Genomic DNA, 22,741 nt, shown 5'->3' with positions numbered 1-22,741 from the left:
CTGATCCACTCGGCACTGCTCCGCCGCGAGAGTGGAGCGCATGATCAGGATCCCGCTGGGCTTCGCGTTCGCACTGGCCGGCGCGGGCCTCGCCGCCAGTGGGATCCTCGATCATCCTCGGCTCATCGTGATGGCCGTGCTCATCGCCATCACCATCGTCGGATGGCGTGCCGTCTCGCGCTCGCGTCGCCGCCGCTGCCCACCAACGAATCGTCCTGAGACTCGGTACACGACGACTGACCGATAGGGTGCGAGCATGACCGACAACACCACCGAATGGCGTATCGAGCACGACACCATGGGCGAGGTCCGAGTCCCGGCCGACGCCCTGTGGCGGGCGCAGACCCAGCGTGCCGTCGAGAACTTCCCGATCTCCGGCACGCCGATCGAGTCGGCGCAGATCCGCGCCCTGGCGCAGATCAAGTCCGCCTGCGCGCAGGCGAATGCCGAGCTCGGCATCATCGACCAGGACGAGGCCGACGCGATCTCCGCCGCAGCCGCCGAGGTCGCCGCCGGTCAGCACGACGATCAGTTCCCGATCGACGTCTTCCAGACCGGCTCGGGCACGTCGAGCAATATGAACACCAATGAGGTCATCGCGACGATCGCGAGCAAGAGCCTCGGCCGCGAGGTGCATCCCAACGACAAGGTCAACGCCTCGCAGTCCAGCAACGACGTCTTCCCGACCTCGATCCACGTCGCCGCGACCGAGGCGGCCATCAAGCAGCTCATCCCCGGCCTCGATCACCTGGCCACGACGCTGGAGCGCAAGGCCGACGAGTTCGCGGAGGTCGTCAAGTCCGGCCGCACGCATCTCATGGACGCCACTCCGGTCACCCTCGGCCAGGAGTTCGCGGGTTATGCCGCCCAGATCCGCAAGGGCATCCGCCGGGTCGAGTCGGCGCTTCCCGCCACCGCTGAGGTCCCCCTCGGCGGTACCGCCGTCGGCACCGGCATCAACACCCCGCAGGGCTTCCCGCAGCGGGTCATCGAGATCCTGGCCGAGTCCACCGGCCTGCCGATCACCGAGGCCACGGATCACTTCGAGGCGCAGGGCGCCCGCGACGGCCTGGTCGAGATGAGCGGCGCGCTCAAGACCATCGCCGTCAGCCTCACCAAGATCTGCAATGACCTGCGCTGGATGGGCTCGGGCCCGCGCACCGGTCTCGCCGAGATCAATCTCCCCGACCTGCAGCCCGGGTCCAGCATCATGCCGGGCAAGGTCAACCCGGTCCTGCCCGAGGCGACCCTCATGGTCGCCGCGCAGGTCATCGGCAATGACACGACGATCACCGTCGCCGGCGCCTCGGGCTCCTTCGAGCTCAATGTGATGCTGCCGGTCATCGGCCGCAACCTGTTGGAGTCGATGCGTCTGCTCGCCACCTCCTCGGTCACCCTCGCGGACCGTTGCATCGACGGCATCACGGCGAATGCCGATCGCTGCCGCGAGTACGCCGAGTCGAGCCCGTCGGTCGTGACACCGCTCAATCGGCACATCGGCTATGAGAACGCCGCCGCGATCGCCAAGAAGGCGGTCAAGGAGCGCAAGACGATCCGCGAGGTCGTCATCGAGGACGGTTATGTCGAGCGCGGAGACATCTCCGAGGCCGATCTGGACCACGCCCTCGACGTCATGAGCATGACTCACCCGTGACACCACCCCGTTGAGTGTGACGTTTGGACGCCTGATAGCCGCTTTTCACCGTCCAAACGTCACACTCAACGGGTTCTCTCAGGCTCCGCGGCGGGCGACGGTGTAGCCACCCTCGTCGTAGACGACGGTGTAGTCGGTGCCATGGGCCTTGCGGCCATACTCTTCGATGTCCTCGGGAGAGATGGCGCTGTCGAAGACGATGTAGTCGGGCACCACGGCGCCGACGGTCCCGCGCCAATAGAGATCGTAGTCGGTGGCCAGGTGCGTGAGCAGTCCGAGATCGGACTCGACGGTCGCACCGCGGGGAAGCAGATCGATGGCACCCTCAGCGGCCTCAGCGCGGGGCGACTCGCGCCAGGTCTCGGGATCCACGAGGGTCGTGAGGGGCGACCCGATCAGGGTGTAGACGGTCGCGGCTCCGCCGAGGACCAGGGCCGGCCACATGAGCCGATGCCGGCGGGCGACGACGTCGACCATGGCCACGAAGACCACCGGCATGACGATCAGCGAGTAATGCCACTCCGTGCCCCAGTAGAACGGATTGTCCCCTACGAACCGCCACGCGAAGGTCGGGACCACCAGTAGTGCCCAGGGGGAGAGAAGCGCGACGACACCCGCGATCGCGAAGGTCAGGGCGAGTGTCAGCAGCTTGCGGCCGGGGTCGGCGGCCAGCGTGGCCAGGATCCCCGACTCCCCGCCCAGCGTGCCGGCATAGTCGTACCCGTCCCCGGCGTTGAAGGAAGGGATCACGATGCCGACCACGATCGCGACCGCGGCCATCCCGACGAGGCCGAGGGTGACACCCTTGCGCCGCTCCCCCGCCAGCCACAGAGCGGCCCCGACGGCGGCCACCGTGAACCCCATGTCCTCCTTGACCAGCAGCAAGGGCAGCGACCACCACACGACGCGGTCGTAGCGGGCCTCCACGAATGCGGCCCCAGCGAGCGCCAGGAGGGGAACCGCGAAGGCCACCTCGTGGAAGTCGGCCACCACCGCTGACTGGACACCGAAGGACACCGCGTACAACACGCCGACGATCGTGCCGGCGAGCGAACCGAGATGACGCACCGCGAGGCCGGTGATCACGACCACGGAGAGTCCGATGAGGACCGCCTGAGCCACCAGCAGCGTCTGCGCGTGCGGGAACACTCGGTACACCGGCGCCAGGATCGCGTAGATCGGCGAGAAGTGGTCGCCCAGGATGTGATAGTCCGGCCCCTTCACGGTGACGATCGGCGCTTCGAAGCGGGCATAGGCCGCCAGCGCCTGCTCGAAGATGGCGTTGTCCCACGACGTCACGGTGAAGCGCCGGAAACGCAGCACGCCGAGCACCGAGTAGACGAGGGCGGTGACGATCCCGAGGATCCAGGCAGGGCGGCGGTCCATGGCGATCCGACACTAGCCGAACGGTCCGATGGCACGGCGGCAGGTGGTCCCGCCCGTTACCGTGACAGCGTGACCCGCCCGCGCCTGCTGTTCGTGGCTCTCGCGATCGTCGTCGCTGTTGCCAGCCGCCTTCCCCGGCTCAGCCACCCGCTCACGCCTGATGAGGCCGGTTTCCTCATCGTCGGTCGGGGATGGAGCTCCGCCGGTGCCCAGCTCTACGGGGCGCAATGGGTCGACCGCCCTCCGGTGCTGATCGCGATATTCCGGTTCGCCGAGCAGGCCGGGGGCATGTACGCCCTGCGCCTCATCGGCGTGGTGGCGGCGGCTCTGACCGTGCTGCTCGCGGCGCGGGTCGCGGTACGGATCGCCGGGCACGCGGCCGCCATTCCCGCGGCCTGGGCGGCGGCGCTCATGGTGGCGACACCGGTGGTGGCGAACGGCCGAGTCGACGGCGAGCTGCTGGCCGCGCCGTTCGTGCTCGCGGGGCTCTCGGCCGCCGTCGCGGCACTCGCACCCGGCGTCTCGCGCCGGACGGCGTTCCTACGTGCCTGTCTGGCCGGCGTGGCGGGAATCACCGCGATGATGATCAAGCAGAACTTCGTCGATGTGGCGGTGTTCGCCGCGGTCGCGGGCCTCGTCGCGCTCCTCCGGCGCGAGATCGACTGGCCGAAGGCCCGTGTGCTGATGCTCGGCTTCCTCGGGGGTGCCGCGGCTGCCCTGGCGGTCATCCTGCTCTGGTCGTGGAGCCGGGGGACCTCGCCCGCCGAGTTGTACGAGGCGCTCTACCCGTTCCGGATCGAGGCATCACGCGTCATCGACGAGGGGGCGGCATCGGTCATCGAGCGCCGCTCTAGGCTCCGCCTCGCCCTCGTCCTCGGCGGTGCCGTGCCGCTCACGATCATCGCGCTGCCGCTGCTCTGGCGCCGTGGATCGGCGGCCGTCTGGGGCTTGGTCGCCGTCGTGGCCTTCGGTCTCTTCTCGGTCGCGGCCGGAGGCAGCGCCTGGCTGCACTACCTGATTCAGCTGTGTGGGCCGGTCGCGGTCCTGACCGGCGTGGCCGCCGCGACCTACCGGCTCCGGGGCCGTCTCGTGGTCGCCGGCGGGCTGGCCCTGGTCCTGGTCGCCGGAGTGGTGGCGCAGGTCCAGCAGCCCGACAGGCCCACGCAGCTGACACGCGAGCGATCCGGTGAGGCGATCGCCGCCGTCTCCGAGCCGACCGACTCGATCGTCGTCTTCCCCTACGGCTCGAATATCGCGTACGCGAGCGGTTTGGACACTCCGTACCCCTATCTGTGGATGCTGCCCGCGATCGTGCGCGATACCGATCTGTCGACCCTCGGCGGGCTGGTCCGGGGCGAGGATCCGCCCACCTGGATCGTGCTCACCACCCAACCGGATCGCTGGCCGAGCTACGGCTTCACCGGCTCGACCGATCTGCTCGAGGATCGCTACACCGAGGTCGGCGAGCTGTGCGGCCGGCCCGTCTACCTGCTGCGTGAGACCGATCGCGAGACTCCGGCCGACCCCTGCGCGTGACCACCCCTTCGGCGCTCAGAGGGTGATGTCCTCGAGCATCTCGGTGACGAGTGCGGCCACCGGGGAGCGCTCAGACCGGGTCAGCGTGACGTGGCTGAACAGCGGATGACCCTTGAGCTTCTCCACCACCGCCACCACGCCGTCGTGCCGTCCCACGCGCAGGTTGTCGCGCTGAGCGACATCGTGTGTGAGGACGACCTTGGAGTTGGCACCGATGCGCGAGAGCACGGTCAGCAGCACATTGCGCTCCAGCGACTGCGCCTCGTCGACGATCACGAAGGCATCGTGCAGCGAGCGCCCGCGGATGTGTGTCAGGGGAAGGACCTCGAGCATGTCTCGATCGAGGATCTCCTCGATGACCGGCGGCGATGTGACGGCTCCGAGGGTGTCGAACACCGCCTGCGCCCAGGGACCCATCTTCTCGGACTCGCTTCCCGGCAGATAACCGAGTTCCTGCCCGCCGACGGCATAGAGCGGACGGAACACCACGACCTTCTTGTGCTGCCCGCGTTCGAGGACCGCCTCCAGCCCGGCGCAGATGGCGAGGGCCGACTTACCGGTGCCTGCACGGCCGCCGAGGGAGACGATGCCGACGCTCGGATCCAGCAGCAGGTCGAGCGCGACCCGTTGCTCGGCGGAACGGCCGTGCAACCCGAAGGCCTCGCGGTCGCCGCGCACCAGCTGCACCTGTTTGTCGGGGGTGACGCGTGCGAGTCCGCTGCCCTTGGTCGACAACAGCACCAGTCCGGTGTGACAGGGAAGATCGCGTGCCGTCTCCAGATCGATCGTGCCGCGCTCGTAGAGGTCGTCCAGATCGAGTGCGTCGATCTCGAGCTCCTGCATGCCGGTCCATCCCGACTCCAGCGCCCATTCCGCCCGGTACTCCTCGGCGCGCAGGCCCACGGCTGATGCCTTGACGCGCATCGGGAGGTCCTTGGAGACGAGGGTGACCTCGCGCCCCTCGTTCGCGAGATTGCGGGCGACGGCGAGGATGCGGGTGTCGTTGTCTCCCAGCCGGAACCCGGCCGGCAGCGAGGCGGCATCGGTGTGATTGAGCTCGACGCGCAGGGTGCCGCCCTCGTCCCCGATCGGGAGAGGGGAGGCGAGTGTTCCGTGCTCGACGCGGAGGTCGTCGAGGAACCGCAGGGCGCTCCGTGCGAAGTAGCCGAGCTCGGGATGATGTCTCTTGCCCTCGAGCTCGCTGATCACGACGACGGGGATGACGACTTCGTGTTCGTGGAACCGCTGCATCGCGGCCGGATCGGCCAGCAGGACGCTGGTGTCCAGGACATAGGTCCGGCATGAGGCACTGCTCTGTGTAGCCACGGCTGTCTCCTCGAGAGCCACGCACGCACCCTGCACCCGGCCCTCACATCATCGATCTGACCAAGGGCACCTTTGTCTCAGGGGCGAGCTTCGGCACATCTCGAAACTACGCCCGCGGGGCGCCGGCTCGCGGCCGACACGCCAGGACGCGGGTGACGCTCAGATCAATTCCCGGTGACGGGCAGATGACAGGTCGAGGGCCGCGATCAGGCGCCGAAGCGACGCTCACGCGAGGCATAGGAACGCATCGCGCGCAGGAAGTCCACCCGCCGGAAGGCCGGCCACAGCGCATCGGAGAAGTAGAACTCCGAATGGACGCTCTGCCACAGCAGGAAACCGCTGAGCCGCTGCTCACCGGAGGTGCGGATGACGAGGTCGGGGTCGGGCTGGCCCTTGGTATAGAGATGCTCGGCGATGTCATCGACGTCGAGGGTGGAGGCGATGTCGTCGAGTGTGCGGCCCTTGGCGGCTTGGTCGAGCAGCAGCGAGCGCATGGCATCAGTCAACTCCTGGCGTCCGCCATAGCCGACACACACGTTGACGTGCAGGCCGGTGATATCGGAGGTCGCGTCGGCGGATGCCTTCAGCCGGGCGGCGGACTCCTGCGGCAGCATGTCCAGGTTGCCGATGAGCCGCACATGCCAGCGCCGCGATGCGGCGAGCGAGTCGACCATCTGCTCGATGACGGCGAGGAGCGCGGAGAGCTCCTCAGGTGAGCGCCGCAGGTTGTCGGTGCTCAGCACCCACAACGTGACGATCTTGACGCCGAGCTCATCGCACCAGCCGAGGAACTCGGTGATCTTCTCGGCACCCGCCTGATAGCCGTGGTCGACGCCGGTGCCCGCGCCTCGCGCCCATCGGCGATTGCCGTCGACGATCGCGCCGACATGATGCGGGAGCCGCGCGGGGTCGAGTCCGTTCATCAGCCGGCGTTCATACACGCCGTACAGCAGGTCGCTCATCCCCATGCGGGTCAGCCTACGCTCCCCTTCCGGCAGATCGCGTGAGAGCGCACACAAGGTCTCCGCCGAGGTGGGTGCCCGGACTATCCTCAGAACGTGACCCGACGATCCCCCGACACGCTCCTCGACGATGTCTCCGAGCGCTTCCAAGCCGGAGTCGAGGTGATCAAGCCCAAGCTGCGTGGCTGGCTGCACCTGGCGACCGCGCCGCTGGCCTTCTTCTCCTTCATCGTCATGTTGGTCATCGCCGACGATCCGCTCGCCCGCGTGGGTGCAGCGGTGTTCATGGTGAGCTCGCTGGCCTTGTTCGTGGTGTCGGCGGTCTATCACACCGGGCGCTGGCACGAAAACGTCCAGCGGGCGCTCAAACGCATCGACCACTCGAATATCTTCATCATGATCGCGGGCTCGTATACGCCCTTCTCGCTGCTGCTGCTCTCGGGACGACACGCGGCGATCATGCTCTCTCTGGTGTGGGGCGGGGCACTGCTGGGCGTACTGTTCAAGGTCTTCTGGCTGAGCGCGCCACGGTGGATCTACGTGCCGCTGTATCTGCTGCTGGGGTGGGCGGCGGTCCTCTACTGGCCGGAGTTCGTCGATGCCGCACCCACAACGGTGCTCGTGCTGATGATCGTGGGCGGCGTCCTCTACACGCTCGGCGCCCTCGTCTACGGCTTCAAGCGCCCCAACCCGTTCCCGCACTGGTACGGGTTCCACGAGGTGTTCCACAGCCTGACGATCGCCGCCTTCATCGTTCACTATGTGGGTGTCAGCATCCTCGTCTACGGCTAGTCCCGAAGTTCAGGCTAGAGCTCCTCGGGGATAGTGACGGGGCGCTGGCAGACGTGGTCGCGGCAGACATAGACCGCCGTCGCGCCGTCGATCCGCGTCTTGCCCTCGAAGAGCGGAACCGCCAGGCCCTCCTCGCCACGCACTACCACCGCTCCTGGGCTGGAGAGTCCCAGGGCGGCCCGATACAGGGCATCGTCGTTGCCGACGACCGCGATCTCGGCCGGGCCCGCGAACAGTGCCTCCGATGCGGCGAGCGTCCATCCGGCGTAGCGCGGGACTTGACGCGCGAGCGGACCGGCGGCATCCACCGACAGCTCGGCCGCGTCCCGATAGCGGTCCTCCCCCGTCACCGCCGCGAGCGCGAGCATGGCGTGGGCGACGGCCGACGTCCCCGACGGGGTGACATTGTCGGAGATGTCCTTGGGGCGCACGAGCAGCTGCTCGGCGTCGTCGGCGGTGTCGAACCAGCCGCCCTCCGGATCGGTGAAGTGCGCGAGGATGCGGTCACCGAGAAGAACCGCGCGTTCGAGCCAGACGGCATCGCCGGTGACCCCGAGGACGGAGACGAAGGCTTCCGCGACCAGTGCGTAGTCGTCCAACACGCCCGCATTGCGCGAGGCGGTGCCGTCGCGTGAGGTGCGGATGAGGCGGCCGTCGACCACGTGCACATCCCAGAGCAGTGTGGCGGCTCGGACCGCGGCGTCGACCAGCTCGGGCTCCTCGAACAGCACTCCGGCCTCGGCCAGCGCGGTGACAGCCAACGCGTTCCACGACGCGACGACCTTGTCATCGCGGGCCGGGCGCGTCCGCTCCGAACGGGCGTCGAGCAGCCTGTGGCGAACGGCTGCCCAGCGCTCGGGATCATCGGGATCGGCGGGCAGCTGGAGCGTCGAGAAGCCCCGCTCGAAGGTGCCCGACGCCGTCACGCCGAGCAAGCCCGACGCCCAGGCGCCGTCGGCGGCACCGAGGGTTCGCATGAGCTGGTTGGGGTTCCAGACGTAGTAGGTGCCCTCGTGCCCGTCGCTGTCGGCATCCAAGGCCGACGCGAAACCGCCCTCGGCGGTACGGAGCTCGTCGAGCAGGAAGTGCGCGGTCTCCCGAGCGATGCGCTCCCCCAGCTCAGAGCCGGTCTGCCGCCACCAGTGCGTGTAGAGGCGCAGCAGGAGGGCATTGTCGTAGAGCATCTTCTCGAAGTGCGGCACCCGCCAGTAACGATCGACGCTGTAGCGGGCGAAGCCCCCGCCGAGCTGGTCGTAGATGCCGCCGCGGGCCATCGCCTCGCAGGTGCGTTCGACCATCGTCAGAGCGGTCTCGTCGCCGGTCCGCGCGGCGTGGCGGAGTAGGAACTCCAGCACCATCGAGGGCGGGAACTTGGGCGCAGCACCGAAGCCCGCGGCCTCCTCGTCGAAGTCCTTGCCGAGGGCCGCGACGGCGGCGCTCAGATGCTCGGGCGTGAGGCTCCCGCCCGAGGCGATACCCGTGTCCGCGAGGTACTCGCGCACCTGCTCGCCCGCCTGATGGATCTCGTCGCGGCGCTCGCGCCAGGCATCGGCCAGCGCCTGCAGCACCTGGGTGAACGCCGGATGCCCGCCACGCGGCTCGGGCGGGAAGTAGGTACCGGCGAAGAAGGGCACGCCGTCGGGCGTCATGACGCAGGTCATCGGCCAGCCGCCTTGCCCGGTCATCGCCTGCGTGGCGCGCATGTAGATGGCGTCGACATCGGGTCGTTCCTCGCGATCGACCTTGATGTTGACGAAGTGCTCGTTCATGAACGCGGCGGTCGCGGGGTCCTCGAAGGACTCGTGGGCCATGACGTGGCACCAGTGGCAGGCGGCGTACCCGACGCTCAGCAGGATCGGCCGATCGAGCGTCCTGGCCACCTCCAGAGCCTCAGGCCCCCACTCCCACCAGTCGACGGGATTATCGGCGTGCTGCTGGAGGTACGGGCTCGTTGCGGACGCGAGACGGTTCATGTCCTCCATCCTCCCGTGCGCCTGGTGAGACGGCGAAGGTCGGAGATCTCGCCCTCCGGAGCCGCGTCGGTCCTGTCAGTGCCGCTCGATATCGTGGAGCACCATGCGCATCGGTACTCACAACGTCAACGGCATCCGTGCCGCGCTCCGGCGCGGGTTCACCGATTTCTGGGCTGATGCGGGGGCCGATGTGATCGCCCTGCAGGAGGTGCGGTGCCGGGTCGAGGACCTGCCCAGCGGTGCCTTCGGGGACTACCACGCCACCTGGGACGCCGGACAGAAGGCGGGACGCAACGGGGTCGCCGTCCTCACCCGCCGGGCCCCCGCGCAGATCCGCGCATTGGACGACTTCGCCCACACCGTCGCCCCTGACGGCAGCCCCGAACAGCTGCCGGTCACCCGCATCGTCAACCGCGACCTCGCCGCCTTCCGTGACGAGGGCCGCTACGTGGAGGTCGACCTCGCCGACGCACCGCTGCGCGTCGCCTCGCTCTATCTGCCCAAGGGTGCGGCCTGGCCCTATGAGGAGAACTCCAAGGAGAAGTACGACCGCAAGATGCGCTTCCTGCGCGGCCTGGCGCGGCAGATCACCGCATCACGACGCGAGGCGGCGCAGGACGGGCGCGAGTTCCTCATCATGGGCGACTTCAACATCGCCCACACCAAACAGGACCTGAAGAACTGGCGCAGCAACCAGAAGTCCGAGGGTTTCCTGCCCGAGGAGCGCGAGTGGCTCGACAGCGTCATCTCCCCGCGCCGGATGATCGACGTGGTCCGCACTCTTCATCCAGATCAGGACGGCCCCTACTCGTGGTGGTCGTGGCGTGGACAGGCCTTCGCCAACGACTCGGGGTGGCGCATCGACTACCACCTGGCATCGCCGAACCTGGCCCATCAGGCCACGGCCGCGTGGTCGGCCCGCGAGGACTCCTACGATGCCCGCCTCAGCGACCACTGCCCCGTCATCGCCGACTACCACCTCGACGGGCTCGGCTGAGCGCTAGCGCGAGAGGTGCTTGGCCTGGGCGAAGCAGAACAGACCGTAGGAGGCGATCCCGGCAGCCATCGCGATCAGCAGGTACGGGCCGAAGGGCTGCTCCAACAGCTGACGCAGCGCCTGATCGGTGCTCCCGGACTCCGAGGGCTCCTGCTGGATCGCCGAGACACCGAACAGCACGCCGACGATCGCGATCGTCGCCCCCTTGGCGAGATAGCCGATCTTGCCGAGGATCCGATAGGCGCGCGCATCGTGCCCACGGTGACCATCGGTGTCGAGGTTCGTCATGTACGACTCGCTCAGCCCCTGCCAGACGAGCCCGACCGCGACGGCGATGATCCCCAGGCCGATGGCACCGACGATCCACTGACCGCCCGGCAACTCGAAGACCCGCGCCGTCAACGTCTCCGAACTGTCCTCACTCGATGACGACGAACCCAGCACGGTCGATACCGCCGAATATGCCAGCACGCCGTAGACGACGGCCATGCCGATGTCCGAGATCCGGCGCCGCCACAGGGAGAAACCCTCATCACGCTGGTGCCCCAGTACGGCATCGAGAAGCCGCCAGAGCACCATCAGGACCATCCCGGCCGCGATCAGCCACAGGACCACCCCGCCCAGCGGCTGCTCCGCCAGCTCCTGGAGGGCACCGGTACCGCTGGCCTCCCCCGAGCTGTCCCCGAAGGCCAGCTGGACCGCCAACCACCCGAAGGTCAGATGGACGACGCCGTAGACCACCAGCCCGAAGCGGACCGCGTGATCGAGGCCCCGGCTGTTTTCAGCTCGTCGCCCCGCACGATCGGCCTTCGACGCCATCTCTCCCATCGCGCCAGCCTAGGCGCGATCGCGGAGCTCGCACCCTCAGGCGACCGCGAGCTCCGGCACGACGTCCTCGACGGCCGTGACGGTGCGCGACACAGGCAGGCCCGCCGTGATCCATGCCCGCAGGCCGCCATCGATATCGGCCGCCGCGATACCGAGCGAGCACAGCGCCGCGGCAGCCAATGAGGACGTATATCCCTCCGTGCACACGACGATCCACTCATCGACACGATCCGTGAGCGCCAATGCCGCTCCCGAGCCGGGATGCAGACGCCATTCGAGGTGATTCCGTTCCACGACGAGGGCACCGGGGATCTCGCCGTCCTCCTCGCGCTGCCAGGCCGGCCGGATGTCCACCAGCTGCGACCCGTGCCGCTGACGTTCCCGCGCCTCCACCGGAGTCAACCGCTCGATCCGCGATCGTGCGTCGTCCAGCAACGCCTCAACCGAGGCGAACCGCGTCATGAGGCCCTCCTCAGATGGGCGGGAGGCGGCGCCTCCGGGTCATCGGTCCACGAATGCGCCAGCGTCACCAACCGCCGACGCCGGACTTCGTAGTAGCTCATCTGCCGCAGCGGTGGCGAATACGCATGGACGCTCACGGCCGTCTCCTCACGACGATTGCGGACATCGTGGACATAGCGCTCGCCGAAGACCACCGAGTCGCCCACCGATCTCGCCGTCTCGGTCAGTCGCCGCGTCTCGGCCTCCCACACCGCCTCGTCGAGGCTCCCCTCCACGACGGTGAAGGCTCCCGACGACGTGCCATGGTCGTGCAGCTGGGTCCCCTGATCCCGGGTCCAGGAGATGAGCCAGACATCCACCTGATCGTCGGCGTGAATTCGGGTATGCCACCGCTCGTTCGGATCGGCGCGTACCTCGTGGACGCCGGCCCGGACCTCGTCAGCGACACACTCGACGAGCTCCACCAAGGCGGGCAGGTCGAGGGCGGGTGCGGTGATGTGTCGTCTGGGCATGTCTCCATGGAAGCCCCCGCGATGCGTCATCCCATGCCGTCTCGCCAGGCGAGAGTCGCCCGTCCCGATCTGCGAGCGTGTTAGGCCCACCGGGCCACCCGAGGACAGCACGGCCTAGGCTGAGCGGGTGGACGTCAGTGCATTGACCGCGGCAGTGCTGCTCGCCGAGGAGATCGATCCCGAGGGCAATCAGGCGATCGGCTGGACCGCCGGCATCTTCACCATCGGGCTGTTCATCGTCGTCGGCCTCCTCCTCTGGTCCTTCGTGCGCATGGCCCGCCGCGCCCGCGAGCCGTGGGAGACCGAGAAGACCGACGAGGACCCCGCCCCGCCTCGTGACGACGAGACCCCATGAGCCTCTGGGCCGACTACATAGCCGCGCATCCCGAGTTCGCGGATGAGGCACCCCAGGTAGACCAGTTCGGCGACTCGCCCGCGATGGCCGACGAGCTGCTCTCACTGGTGCTCGACGGTCCCAAGAGAGCCACCGCGGGGCTCGCACAGGGCGAGATCCCCGCCGTGGGGGATCACTGGGTCATGACCGATGGCGAGGGCCGCGAACGGGCCGTGCTGCGCACACGCGAGGTGCGCGTCGGCCGCCTCGACAGCGTCGACGACGCCTTCGCCTGGGACGAGGGCGAGGGCGATCGCTCCCGGGACTCCTGGCTGCGCGGGCACCGGGCCTTCTTCCGCCGGATCGTCGACGGGCCGCTCACCGATGACGACCTCGACGCCCTTCCGGTCGTCTTCGAACGTTTCGATCTCGTCTGGCCGCCACAGCGGTAGGGGTCAGCGCAGGCCGGCGAAGAGGTCGTCCTCGGGCAGCGGGGAGTCCACGAAACTCTTCACGAGCTCGTAGTCCTCGGTGGGCCAGGCCTCCTTCTCGATCTCGCGGGGCACCGCGAACCAGAAGCCGTTGGGGTCGATCTGCGTCGCGTGGGCGATCAACGCCTGATCGCGGATGTCGAAGTAGTCGGCACACTCGACCTTCGTGGTGACCCGCTTCTCCCGCTCAGGATCGAAGGACCGCGCCAGCCGCTCGGCATACGGCGATTCCAAGCCGTGCCTCTTCATCGCCGCGTCGATCGCCTCGGTACGCGCCCGCGAGAAACCGAAGTGGTAGTACAACTTCTTTACCTGCCACGGCTCCCCCAACTCGGGGTAGCGTTCGGGATCGGCCGCGGCCTCGAAGGCGTAGACGCTGACCTCATGGCACTTGATGTGGTCCGGGTGCGGGTAACCGCCGTTCTCGTCGTACGTGGTCATCACGTGCGGACGGAACGAGCGGATGAGCCGCACGAGCGGCGCGGCTGCCTCCTCGATCGGCACCAGGGCGAAGCAGCCTTCGGGCAGCGGGGGCTTGGGGTCGCCATCGGGCCATCCCGAGTCCACGAAACCGAGCCAGTCCTGGGTCACGCCGAGGATCTCGCGCGCACGGTCCATCTCCTCACGACGAATCTCCGCGATCAGCTCGGGATTCTCCACGATCCCCGGATGCTCGAATCCCGGATTGAGGATGGAGCCGCGTTCGCCGCCCGTGCAGGTCACCACGTGCACATCGACGCCCTCGGCCACGTACTTGGCCGTGGATGCGGCGCCCTTGCTCGATTCGTCATCGGGATGGGCATGCACGTGCATGAGTCGAAGTCGTTCGTCCACGGGTCCATCCTTCCACGCAGGTGGCGGCGGCCCGGTCTCGCGGGCCATTTGTGACAATGGAGCCATGACCGACCTGACCGAGCGCTACGGCCGCAAGCGGACGGCTCCGCGCTGGACGCTGCCCCTCGTCGCGGTCATCGGCATCAGCCTCGGTGTCGCGTGGGCAGCCTGGACCGCCTGGGACGATGTGCCTCCCTACCAGTCCGAGGTCTTCGGCTACGAGGTGCAGGCCGATGACCTCACCACCATCACCATCAACGTCTACCGCAGCGAGGATGTCGCCCTCGAGTGTGAGGTCTACGCCCAGGCCGAGAGCAAGGCGATCGTCGGCGAGACCGTCGTCGAGGTGCCCGCCTCCCCGCGCAACACGAGGGTGACCGCGGAGATCATCACGGAGCATCGGGCCACCACCGCTGTCATCCGGACATGTGAACCGGCCTGATCCCTGGTAGAGTCGGTTATTCAACCCCGGGTGGTGACCCGGGGTTCCGTACGTGGAGGAGGCATCATGACGCCCACCGAGTCTGACACCATCTGGGTCACTCAGGAGGCCTACGACCGCTTGGCGGCTGAGCTCGATCACCTCAAGAACGAGGTGCGTGCCGACATCACGGCCAAGATCGCAGCCGCCCGTGACGAAGGCGATCTCAAGGAGAACGGCGGCTACCACGCCGCTCGTGAGGAGCAGGGCAAGACCGAGGCCCGCATCCGCCAGCTCGAGGACATGCTGCGCCGCGCCGAGGTCGGCGAGGCTCCCGCCGACGATGGCCTGGTCGAGCCCGGCATGAAGATCACCATCCGTTTCGAGGGGGATACGGACACCGAGACCTTCCTGCTCGGTTCGCGCGAGCTCCTCAGCATGGACTCCAGCGTCGACCTCGACATCTACTCGCCCACCTCGCCGCTCGGCGTGGCGATCTCGGGCAAGAAGGTCGGCGACAGCGCGACCTATGAGGCGCCGAACGGCAAGACCCTCTCGGTCGAGATCGTGGACGCCAAGCCCTTCTGAGCGACCCGCTCGCGCGAACGCCCCGGCCCGATGGCCGGGGCGTTCGTCGTTCCCCCCGCCTGGACGGAACGCAACCGAACCCGTTGAGTGTGACGTTTGGACGGCAAAACCCGCACTTCTGCCATCCAAACGTCACACTCAACGGGTTCCCTCGCTCAGATGAGGTCGTAGCCGAGGTCGAGCAGGTGGGCACGCAGGCTCTCGCGGTGTTCGGGACCGCGCGTCGCGACCTGCAGAGCGACCTCGACCTGGCGCACCCCGAGGGCCTCGGAGGCCCGGTCGTGATTGACGTTGAGCACGTTCACGTCGTTCTTGGCCAGCTCGGTCAGCAGCCGCATCAGCTCACCCGGACGATCGGAGATCCGCACCCGGAACATCATGAACCGACCGGCCGAGGCCAGACCGTGACGGATGACCTCCAGCAACAGCAGGGCATCGATATTGCCTCCGGACAGGACCGTGGTGACGGGGCCCTCGAAGGCATCGGGATGCTCCAGCAACGCCGCGACACCAGCGGCGCCGGCCGGCTCGACCAACAGCTTGGCGCGTTCGAGGAGTCCGATCAGCGCAGTGCTCAGGGTGTCCTCTCCCACGGTGACGATCTCGTCCACGTATTCGCGGACCACGTCGAAGGGCACCTGGCCCGGCCGGGCGACGGCGATTCCGTCGGCCATCGTCGGACCGAGGTCGGCGAGGACCGGCTCACCGCTCGCCAGCGATCCCGGCCACGCCGCAGCCGCCCCGGCCTGCACCCCGATGACTCGGATATCGGGCCTCTCGGAGCGCAGCAGCGCGATGCCCGCGGCCAGCCCTCCACCGCCGAGCGGCACCAGGATCGTGCGCACATCGGGCTGCTGCTCGAGGATCTCGAGGCCGACGGTGCCCTGTCCAGCGAGAATGTCGCGGTGGTCGAAGGGATGGATGAAGACCGCGCCCGTCTCGGCGCTGAAGGCCTCAGCCGCCTCGAGCGCGGCGGTCACATCGCGGCCGGCGAACCGCACATCAGCGCCGTAACCGAGGGTCGCCTGCACTTTGGGCAGGGCGGCACCTTCGGGCATGAAGATGGTGGCCGCCGCGCCGAGCTGTCGTGCGGCCAGCGCGACCCCCTGCGCATGGTTCCCGGCGCTCGCCGCCACCACGCCGCGCGCACGTTCCCCCTCGCTCAGCCGTGCGATGCGGACGTAGGCGCCCCGGACCTTGAAAGAACCGGCTCGCTGCAGGTTCTCGCACTTGAGGTGAACCGGTGCGCCGGCGGTCTCGGCGAGCCAGCGTGAATGTGCCAGCGGTGTGACCTCGGTGACGCCGGAGAGCAGGTCGCGTGCTGTGCGGACATCGTCGAGATTCACGCACCCACTTTAGGCAAGCGCTGGACCTTCGATGCATCGGGGCGCGACCCGGACGCCGAGCGGTGACCTACGCGCCCCACGGCCCGATGGGCGGTGAGATAGACACCGCTCGCGGCCGGTGAGGCGTGCGTGGCTCACCGCCCGAGCGGCATCGTCGGCGGAGATGACGAACGCCCGGCCGCCACCCGCCGAGGCAGGTGGCGACCGGGCGTCGGCCGTGGGCCGGACTCAGCCCTTGAGGCTGTCGATGAAGTCCGGGTTGTCCTCGAGCCAGGCCTCGATGGCCTCTTCCTCGTTGCCCTCGCCGTACTCGTTCACGACGATGTCCTCGAGTCCGCCGTACTCGTCATCGCTGAGCTTGAAGTTGCCCATCATCTCCGCGACATCCGGGAACTCCCCGGAGAAGTCCGCATTCGCGATCGCGTTCAGCGTCTCGGGGTCACCGAAGGCGCCCTCGGGGTCCTCCAGGTCCTTGACCGGGAACTCCGAGTTGGCCCAGAACGGACGCCACAGCGTGACGACGATGTCCTCTTCGTTGTCGATGGCGTCCGACAGCGCGGCCAGCATCGCGGTGGTCGAGGACTCGACCAGCGTGTAGTCGTCCTCGAGCTCGTAGGCCGGCATCACGTTGTTCTTCGTGGCATCGGTCAGACCGGCGCCCGCCTCGATGCCGACGATCTCACCGCCGAACCGATCGGCGTTGTCCTTCAGATCGGCGATCGAGTCGATATCGGTGTACTCCGGGACGGCCATGGTCAGCACCGCGCCCTCGTAGTACGCACCCAGATCCTCGAGCGCATCGCCGTGCTGCTCCATGTAGGCCGCGTGCGTCACCTCCGGCCAGGCGGACGGGTAGACGTCGATGGAGCCGTCGGCGAGGCCCTGGTACAGCAGACCGGCGTCGGCGACCTCCTCGATCTCGACGTCGTAACCCTCCTCCTCCAAGACGTTCTTCCACAGATAACCGACGCTCAGGCCATCGGTCCAGGAGGGGATGATGCCCAGCGTGATGGTTCCGCCGCCGTCGGCATTGTCATCCGAACCGCCATTGTCGTCCGATCCGCAGGCCGCGGTCGCGGTCAGTGCGAGGACGCTGGCGGCGACGCCGAGGCCCTTCAGGAATCCCTTACGCTTCATACAGTTTCTCTCCTCATCGTTACTACGTACGTCTGGTGTGTTTCGAGGGGGTCGATCGGTTCAGGGACCGGCGGTGGCAGGGACATCGGTCGGCTCGTCATCGCCCTGGGACGGGCGTGCGCGGCGGCGGCCCTTGAGGCGGCCCAGCCCGCCGGCACCGGCAGCCGCGGTGACACGGTCCAGCAGAATCGCCAGCACCACGACCGACAGGCCGGCCTCGAAGCCGAGCCCGACATTGAATCGCTGGATGGCCGTGATGACCGCGCCACCGAGGCCGCCGCCACCGACCATGCCGGCGATCACGGCCATTGACAACGCCAGCATGATCACCTGGTTGACACCGGCCATGATGGTGGGCATCGCCAGCGGCATCTGGATGCCGCCCAGGATCTGCCGCGGGGTGCCGCCGAAGGCTTGTCCGGCCTCCACGACCTCGGAGTCGACCTGACGGATGCCCAGCTCGGTGAGGCGGACTCCCGGCGGAAGGGCGAAGACGATCGTCGCGACGGTGCCGGCGGGCACGCCGAGACCGAAGAGCATGACCGTCGGGATCAGCCAGACGAAGGCGGGCATGGTCTGCATCAGATCGAGCACCGGCCGCACCACCCGGCTGACGGTCTCCGATCGAGCGGACAGGACGCCCAGCGGGATGCCGATCACCAAGGCGACCAGTGCCGCGACGAGCACCAGGGACAGCGTCGCCATCGCGTTGTCCCACTGGTCGACGCTGACGATGAACACCAGCCCCACCACGGTGCCGAGGGCGAGCTTCCAGTCCCGCACCAGCCAGGCGATCGCGGCGAGAATCACGATCGTCACGAGAACCGGGGGCCATTGCAGGAGATCGGTCAGGCCGTTGACGGCCGCCTCGATCACATCGGCGACGAAGTTGAAGAACCAGCGGAACGTGCTCTTGACCCAGTTGATGACATCTTCGATCACGTCGCCGAGCGGGATACGGGGAATGCCCCACTCGACGGTCTCCATACTGCGCAGTGCGCTCATGCCGTCACCGCCTCACAGAAGATCACCCTAGGCCGATGCCCGCATGAGGACCTGACCATTGTTCGCTCGCTCATGACGTCGCCTCCTCGAGATCCGCGGTGGAGCCGATTCCGTTGGTGCCCAGCGCTCCGTCGTCATGTCCGCCGACGGCACCGAGGGCGCTGAGCAGGGTGACGCGGGGGATGACACCGACGAGGCGCTCGCCCTCGACGACCGCCAGCGGGGCCGTGCTCTCAGCCGAGGCGCCGAACAGGTCGGCGACAGAGACATCGGGCGTCACGGTGACCGCCGGGACGATCAGGCCATCGAGCGTGTCCTGTCCTCGCTCCACGGCCGCGGCGACGTCCTTCTCCAGCACCGCACCCTTGAGATTGCGCAGCCGGTCCACGACCATCAACGACGAGATCTGGTGCTCGCGCATGAGCTTGTGCGCCGTACGCGGTCCCTGCTCGAGCCCGAGCACGGCCACGGGACGCTCCATGACCGAGGACGCGGTGAGCACACGGGTGCGGTCGACGTCCTGGATGAACTGCGCGACATAGTCGTTGGCCGGATCGTTGAGGATCTCCTCGGACGATCCGATCTGCTCGACCCGGCCGTCGCGCAGCATGGCGATGCGATCGCCCAGCCGCATAGACTCGTTGAGATCGTGGGTGATGAAGACGATCGTCTTGTCGAGATCGGACTGCAGCTCCAGGAGCTGGTCCTGCATCTCACGTCGGATGAGCGGATCGAGGGCGCTGAACGCCTCGTCCATCAGGAGGATTTCGGTGCCGGCCGCCAGGGCTCGGGCGAGACCGACGCGCTGACGCATGCCGCCGGAGAGCTCATCGGGCATCGAACCGCCCCAGCCTCCGAGGCCGACCATGCCCAGCGCCTCATCGGCGCGCCTCTCACGCTCCGCGCGGTTCATGCCGCGCAGCTTGAGTCCATAGGCGGCGTTCTCGCCGACGGTACGGTGCGGCAGCAGGGCGAAGTGCTGGAACACCATGCTGACCTTCTCACGCCGGACGCGGCGCAGACCCTGCGAGTCGAGCGCGTTGATGTCCTCGCCGTCGATCAGCACCGCGCCATCGGTCGGGGTGAGGAGTCCGTTGATCATGCGGATCAGCGTCGACTTGCCCGAGCCCGACAGGCCCATGGCCACGAAAATCTCGCCGCGCTCGACCCGGAAACTCGCATCGATGACCGCCGCGGTGATCCCATCGGCCCGCAGGTCCTCGCGTGTCTCTCCGGCCTGGAGTCGTCCGACCGCGCGCTTGGCGCCACGGCCGAACACCTTGTAGAGGTGCTCTGCTTCGATCAATGCCACGTCAGGTGCCTCGTCTTCCGGCCCGCGGTTCATCCCCCCGGTCTCTCACAGGCCTCTGCCGTTTCCTGCCTTGCCGGTCGACGGAAAGCCAACCGGCGCTCGACATTACCAGAGACTCTCAGGATCGCTTCATCCGGGCTTCAGCCTTGCTGAAGGCCCGGGGATGTCGCGAGGACAACCGTCAGGTGGGTTGCGTCTCGTCGCCGAGGAGCCCGTCCGTGTTGGGGGGCTCCCCCTCGGCGAGGTGTCTGACGACGCTGTTCGCGCAGGCAGCGAAGGGCACGGCCAGCAACGCGCCGACGATGCCCGCCACCACGATGCCGGTGGCGATGACCAGGATGATCGCCAGCGGATGGATCGCCACGATGTGGCCCATGAGGAAGGGCTGCAGCACATGGGACTCGATCTGCTGGACGGCGATGACCCCGCCCAGCATGAGCAGCGCGGTCACCGGCCCGTGGGCGACGAGGGCGACGAGCACGGCCACGAGACCCGAGACGAGCGCCCCGACGATCGGCACGAAGGCACCGAGGAACACCAGCACCCCGATCGCGAGGGCGAGCGGCACCTGAAGGACGACGGCGACCAGCGCGATGCCTATCGCATCGGCCAGGGCGACCAGCACGGTCGCACGGACGAAGGCCGTGAGCGATCCCCACGCGGCACGCCCCGAGGACCGGACCTTGCCCCGTGCGGCGCGGGGGAAGAACCGCACGACCCAGTTCCAGATCCTGGCACCGTCGTAGAGGAAGAAGAAGGCCGCGAAGATGGCGATGAAGAAGCCCGCCACGAAGTGCGTCACACGGGTGCCCACCTCGGTCGCCTGGCTGATCACGGATGAGTCACTCGAGGCGATCGCGGACTGGAGGCGTTCGATCCACTGCGAGAGCTGCGCGTCGCTGAGATTCAGCGGTCCGCTCTTCGCCCAGTCCTGCACCCGTGAGATGCCCTCCACCACGGAGTCGCGCATCTCGTCGAACTGCGAGGACAGCTGGGTTCCCACGAGGGTCACGAGCCCGCTCAAGGCGAGGAGCATGCCGATGACGACGATGAAGGTGGCAACGATCCGCGGCACCTTGCGCCGGGTCATGGCGTCGACCATGCCGCCCGAGAGCGCGGTCAGGAGCAGTCCCACCGCGATGGGGATGGTCACTTCGGACAGGAAGCCGAGGACCCAGGCGAGGGCTAAGACGCCCGCCCCGATCACGATGAGCCGCCATGACCATGCGGTGGCGATCTCCACCCCGAGGGGCACTTCGTAACGTCGGCCCCCGGGCCGTGCATCTTCGGAGCTCACGTCTCTGAGCCTACGGCGAGAACCGGGAACCGCTCAGCATCTTGGGGTGTAGCTGGCGGCGCGGCGGTTGCACAGATCGATCGAGGCACTGCACGCCCGTCTGCGCGGCATCTCGGACGACACCGCGGGTGGCCCGCCTGCGTAGACTCGATCTGCTGGGAACCTTCGACTCCCGAGGAGAGGACCACCCATGAGCGAGCGCAGCGAGCGAACGACCAACATCGCATCATGCCGACGCCGACCTACCGTGCTGTTCTCCCAGGCGGTGGCGGCATGATCTTCGGTCGCGACAAGTCCACGCTGCCCACCGCCGAGAGCGCCCTCCCGGGACGCTCCGAGCGTCCGTTCGCGGTCGGTGATCGCCACCTCGTGACCGGCAACCCGATCGAGACCGACGGTCCCGCGGGCTTCGAGATCGCCGTGTTCGGCCTGGGGTGCTTCTGGGGCGAGGAGAAGACCTTCTGGGAGCAACCCGGGGTCTGGTCGACCTCCGTGGGCTACGCCGGGGGCATCACCCCCCATCCCACCTACGAGGAGGTCTGCACCGGTCAGACCGGCCATGCCGAGGTCGTGCGGGTGGTCTTCGACCCCTCGGTCACGAGCTATGCGGACCTGCTGAAGGTGTTCTGGGAGAACCACGACCCCACGCAGGGCATGCGCCAGGGCAATGACCGTGGCAGCCAGTACCGGTCGGTCATCCTCACCACCACACCGGAGCAGCAGCGTGCGGCCGAGGCCTCGAAGGAGGCGTACCAGCGCCAGATGACCGCCCACGGCTACGGCGAGATCACCACGCAGATCAAGCCGCTGGAGCAGTACTACTACGCCGAGGAGTACCACCAGCAGTATCTGATCAAGAATCCCTTCGGCTACTGCCCGCTGCACGCGACGGGCGTGCAGTACGCGTGACCTCGTGGACGCGAGCTGAGCTGGCGTCCTTCGCCGGGCGGACGATCCGCGATGTGATGCCCGATGAGCTGCGGTTGCTGTTCGTGGGGATCAATCCCGGCCTGGTGAGCGCCGCCACTGGGCTGCACTTCGCGCGACCCGGGAATCGCTTCTATCCCGCGCTCCGCGATGCGGGCCTGGTCGACTCGATCGACCCGGCCGAGGCGTCGACGCAGTTGAGCCGGCGAGGCGTGGGGATCACCAACCTGGTCGCCCGGGCCTCGGCACGGGCAGATGACCTCACCGCGGAGGAGCTGCGAGCCGGACGCATCCGGCTCGAGTCCCTCGTGGCCGAGCGGGCGCCACGGGTCGTCGCCGTGCTCGGCGTAACGGCCTACCGGCAGGCCTTCGGCGAACGCTCGGCGCAGACCGGTCGCCAGCAGACGGATCTCGCCGGAGCCGAACTGTGGATCGCGCCGAATCCGAGCGGGCTCAACGCCCACGCCACCCGCGAGAGCCTCGCCGCCGACTACGGGCGGATCGCCACGGCTGCGGGACTGCTATCGCAGTCGTTTCGCTCCTAGCGAACGACTTGAATCAACAAAGTTGAGTCATATACACTCAAGTCATACCGGTCATGGGGACCGGACCTGGAACGAA

24 protein-coding genes are annotated in these 22,741 nt (G+C 68.0%); 11 read left to right on the top strand and 13 right to left on the bottom strand.

From position 1 onward, the window contains the following. Positions 1-40: 40 nt before the first annotated feature. The gene (locus BHE97_RS00535) at positions 41-247 is read left to right on the top strand and encodes a hypothetical protein (RefSeq protein ID WP_087622065.1); all 207 of its coding nucleotides are present in this window, start codon (positions 41-43) and stop codon (positions 245-247) included. Positions 248-256: 9 nt separating this feature from the next. Continuing rightward, a complete protein-coding gene (locus BHE97_RS00530) occupies positions 257-1,654 on the top strand; it encodes a class II fumarate hydratase (protein WP_087622064.1) in 1,398 nt (465 codons plus the stop codon). A gap of 78 nt (positions 1,655-1,732) precedes the next feature. On the opposite strand, the gene BHE97_RS00525 is transcribed toward BHE97_RS00530, so the two are convergent. Next, on the bottom strand, positions 1,733-3,040 hold the full coding sequence (locus BHE97_RS00525) for a DUF2079 domain-containing protein (protein ID WP_087622063.1): 1,308 nt from the start codon (positions 3,038-3,040) through the stop codon (positions 1,733-1,735). 69 nt (positions 3,041-3,109) lie between these two features. On the opposite strand from BHE97_RS00525, the gene BHE97_RS00520 reads away from it, so the two are divergent. Next, a complete protein-coding gene (locus BHE97_RS00520) occupies positions 3,110-4,576 on the top strand; it encodes a hypothetical protein (protein ID WP_087622062.1) in 1,467 nt (488 codons plus the stop codon). Between the two features lie 15 nt (positions 4,577-4,591). Here BHE97_RS00520 and BHE97_RS00515 read toward each other — a convergent pair whose 3' ends face one another. Both BHE97_RS00515 and BHE97_RS00510 read right to left on the bottom strand, forming a co-directional pair. After that, on the bottom strand, positions 4,592-5,902 hold the full coding sequence (locus tag BHE97_RS00515) for a PhoH family protein (protein ID WP_087622180.1): 1,311 nt from the start codon (positions 5,900-5,902) through the stop codon (positions 4,592-4,594). A gap of 206 nt (positions 5,903-6,108) precedes the next feature. Beyond that, positions 6,109-6,870 carry an isoprenyl transferase gene (locus BHE97_RS00510; RefSeq protein ID WP_087622061.1) on the bottom strand — a complete coding sequence of 254 codons (762 nt, stop codon included), beginning with the start codon at positions 6,868-6,870 and terminating at the stop codon, positions 6,109-6,111. A 90-nt stretch (positions 6,871-6,960) separates the two neighbouring features. Between BHE97_RS00510 and BHE97_RS00505 the strand changes: the two genes are divergently transcribed. Further along, positions 6,961-7,656 carry a hemolysin III family protein gene (locus tag BHE97_RS00505; RefSeq protein ID WP_087622060.1) on the top strand — a complete coding sequence of 232 codons (696 nt, stop codon included), beginning with the start codon at positions 6,961-6,963 and terminating at the stop codon, positions 7,654-7,656. Positions 7,657-7,670: 14 nt separating this feature from the next. On the opposite strand, the gene BHE97_RS00500 is transcribed toward BHE97_RS00505, so the two are convergent. Beyond that, the gene (locus BHE97_RS00500) at positions 7,671-9,629 is read right to left on the bottom strand and encodes a thioredoxin domain-containing protein (RefSeq protein WP_087622059.1); all 1,959 of its coding nucleotides are present in this window, start codon (positions 9,627-9,629) and stop codon (positions 7,671-7,673) included. A 103-nt stretch (positions 9,630-9,732) separates the two neighbouring features. Between BHE97_RS00500 and BHE97_RS00495 the strand changes: the two genes are divergently transcribed. Then, positions 9,733-10,626, top strand: coding sequence for an exodeoxyribonuclease III (locus BHE97_RS00495; RefSeq protein WP_087622058.1), 894 nt, complete (start codon positions 9,733-9,735; stop codon positions 10,624-10,626). Between the two features lie 3 nt (positions 10,627-10,629). On the opposite strand, the gene BHE97_RS00490 is transcribed toward BHE97_RS00495, so the two are convergent. Genes BHE97_RS00490 through BHE97_RS00480 form a run of 3 tightly spaced genes read right to left on the bottom strand, consistent with a single transcriptional unit; the run spans position 10,630 to position 12,428 of the window. Then, positions 10,630-11,454 carry a DUF1206 domain-containing protein gene (locus tag BHE97_RS00490; RefSeq protein ID WP_087622057.1) on the bottom strand — a complete coding sequence of 275 codons (825 nt, stop codon included), beginning with the start codon at positions 11,452-11,454 and terminating at the stop codon, positions 10,630-10,632. Between the two features lie 36 nt (positions 11,455-11,490). Next, positions 11,491-11,916: a rhodanese-like domain-containing protein gene (locus BHE97_RS00485; protein WP_087622056.1), complete on the bottom strand. Its 426-nt coding sequence runs from the start codon at positions 11,914-11,916 to the stop codon at positions 11,491-11,493. Next, positions 11,913-12,428 carry a cysteine dioxygenase family protein gene (locus BHE97_RS00480; protein ID WP_087622055.1) on the bottom strand — a complete coding sequence of 172 codons (516 nt, stop codon included), beginning with the start codon at positions 12,426-12,428 and terminating at the stop codon, positions 11,913-11,915. Before BHE97_RS00480 ends, BHE97_RS00485 begins: the two co-directional genes overlap by 4 nt. A gap of 127 nt (positions 12,429-12,555) precedes the next feature. Here BHE97_RS00480 and BHE97_RS00475 point away from each other — a divergent pair, with 127 nt between their 5' ends. Beyond that, positions 12,556-12,783 (top strand): hypothetical protein, encoded by a 228-nt coding sequence (locus BHE97_RS00475; protein ID WP_087622054.1) that lies wholly within the window; start codon positions 12,556-12,558, stop codon positions 12,781-12,783. Beyond that, positions 12,780-13,214 (top strand): ASCH domain-containing protein, encoded by a 435-nt coding sequence (locus tag BHE97_RS00470; RefSeq protein ID WP_087622053.1) that lies wholly within the window; start codon positions 12,780-12,782, stop codon positions 13,212-13,214. Before BHE97_RS00475 ends, BHE97_RS00470 begins: the two co-directional genes overlap by 4 nt. 3 nt (positions 13,215-13,217) lie before the next feature. On the opposite strand, the gene mca is transcribed toward BHE97_RS00470, so the two are convergent. After that, a complete protein-coding gene (gene mca, locus BHE97_RS00465) occupies positions 13,218-14,066 on the bottom strand; it encodes a mycothiol conjugate amidase Mca (RefSeq protein WP_236757471.1) in 849 nt (282 codons plus the stop codon). Positions 14,067-14,151: 85 nt separating this feature from the next. On the opposite strand from mca, the gene BHE97_RS00460 reads away from it, so the two are divergent. Together BHE97_RS00460 and greA are read left to right on the top strand one after the other, a co-directional pair. Beyond that, positions 14,152-14,529 carry a DUF4307 domain-containing protein gene (locus tag BHE97_RS00460; protein ID WP_170931178.1) on the top strand — a complete coding sequence of 126 codons (378 nt, stop codon included), beginning with the start codon at positions 14,152-14,154 and terminating at the stop codon, positions 14,527-14,529. A 66-nt stretch (positions 14,530-14,595) separates the two neighbouring features. Next, on the top strand, positions 14,596-15,096 hold the full coding sequence (gene greA, locus BHE97_RS00455; RefSeq protein WP_087622051.1) for a transcription elongation factor GreA: 501 nt from the start codon (positions 14,596-14,598) through the stop codon (positions 15,094-15,096). Positions 15,097-15,251: 155 nt separating this feature from the next. Here the strand turns inward: greA and ilvA are convergent, their stop codons facing one another. From ilvA to BHE97_RS00430, 5 genes are all read right to left on the bottom strand, one after another. After that, positions 15,252-16,442: a threonine ammonia-lyase gene (ilvA, locus tag BHE97_RS00450; protein ID WP_087622050.1), complete on the bottom strand. Its 1,191-nt coding sequence runs from the start codon at positions 16,440-16,442 to the stop codon at positions 15,252-15,254. Between the two features lie 228 nt (positions 16,443-16,670). After that, positions 16,671-17,579 carry a glycine betaine ABC transporter substrate-binding protein gene (locus tag BHE97_RS00445; protein ID WP_087622049.1) on the bottom strand — a complete coding sequence of 303 codons (909 nt, stop codon included), beginning with the start codon at positions 17,577-17,579 and terminating at the stop codon, positions 16,671-16,673. Positions 17,580-17,639: 60 nt separating this feature from the next. Next, positions 17,640-18,584 carry an ABC transporter permease subunit gene (locus tag BHE97_RS00440; RefSeq protein WP_236757454.1) on the bottom strand — a complete coding sequence of 315 codons (945 nt, stop codon included), beginning with the start codon at positions 18,582-18,584 and terminating at the stop codon, positions 17,640-17,642. Positions 18,585-18,654: 70 nt separating this feature from the next. Continuing rightward, a complete protein-coding gene (locus tag BHE97_RS00435; protein WP_170931177.1) occupies positions 18,655-19,896 on the bottom strand; it encodes a betaine/proline/choline family ABC transporter ATP-binding protein in 1,242 nt (413 codons plus the stop codon). A gap of 181 nt (positions 19,897-20,077) precedes the next feature. Beyond that, positions 20,078-21,193: an AI-2E family transporter gene (locus BHE97_RS00430; protein ID WP_087622046.1), complete on the bottom strand. Its 1,116-nt coding sequence runs from the start codon at positions 21,191-21,193 to the stop codon at positions 20,078-20,080. Positions 21,194-21,466: 273 nt separating this feature from the next. Between BHE97_RS00430 and msrA the strand changes: the two genes are divergently transcribed. Continuing rightward, positions 21,467-22,102, top strand: coding sequence for a peptide-methionine (S)-S-oxide reductase MsrA (gene msrA / locus BHE97_RS00425; RefSeq protein WP_087622177.1), 636 nt, complete (start codon positions 21,467-21,469; stop codon positions 22,100-22,102). Next, complete coding sequence (locus BHE97_RS00420; RefSeq protein ID WP_236757453.1) at positions 22,099-22,665, top strand: mismatch-specific DNA-glycosylase; 567 nt, start codon at positions 22,099-22,101, stop codon at positions 22,663-22,665. The genes msrA and BHE97_RS00420 overlap by 4 nt, the downstream gene beginning before the upstream one ends. Positions 22,666-22,741: the final 76 nt, after the last annotated feature.

The sequence above is a fragment of the Aeromicrobium sp. PE09-221 genome (assembly GCF_002174305.1).
In the GTDB taxonomy this organism is placed as follows: domain Bacteria; phylum Actinomycetota; class Actinomycetes; order Propionibacteriales; family Nocardioidaceae; genus Aeromicrobium.
Note: the sequence above shows the minus strand (reverse complement) of the source record. Positions and strands in the feature narration are given on the sequence as shown.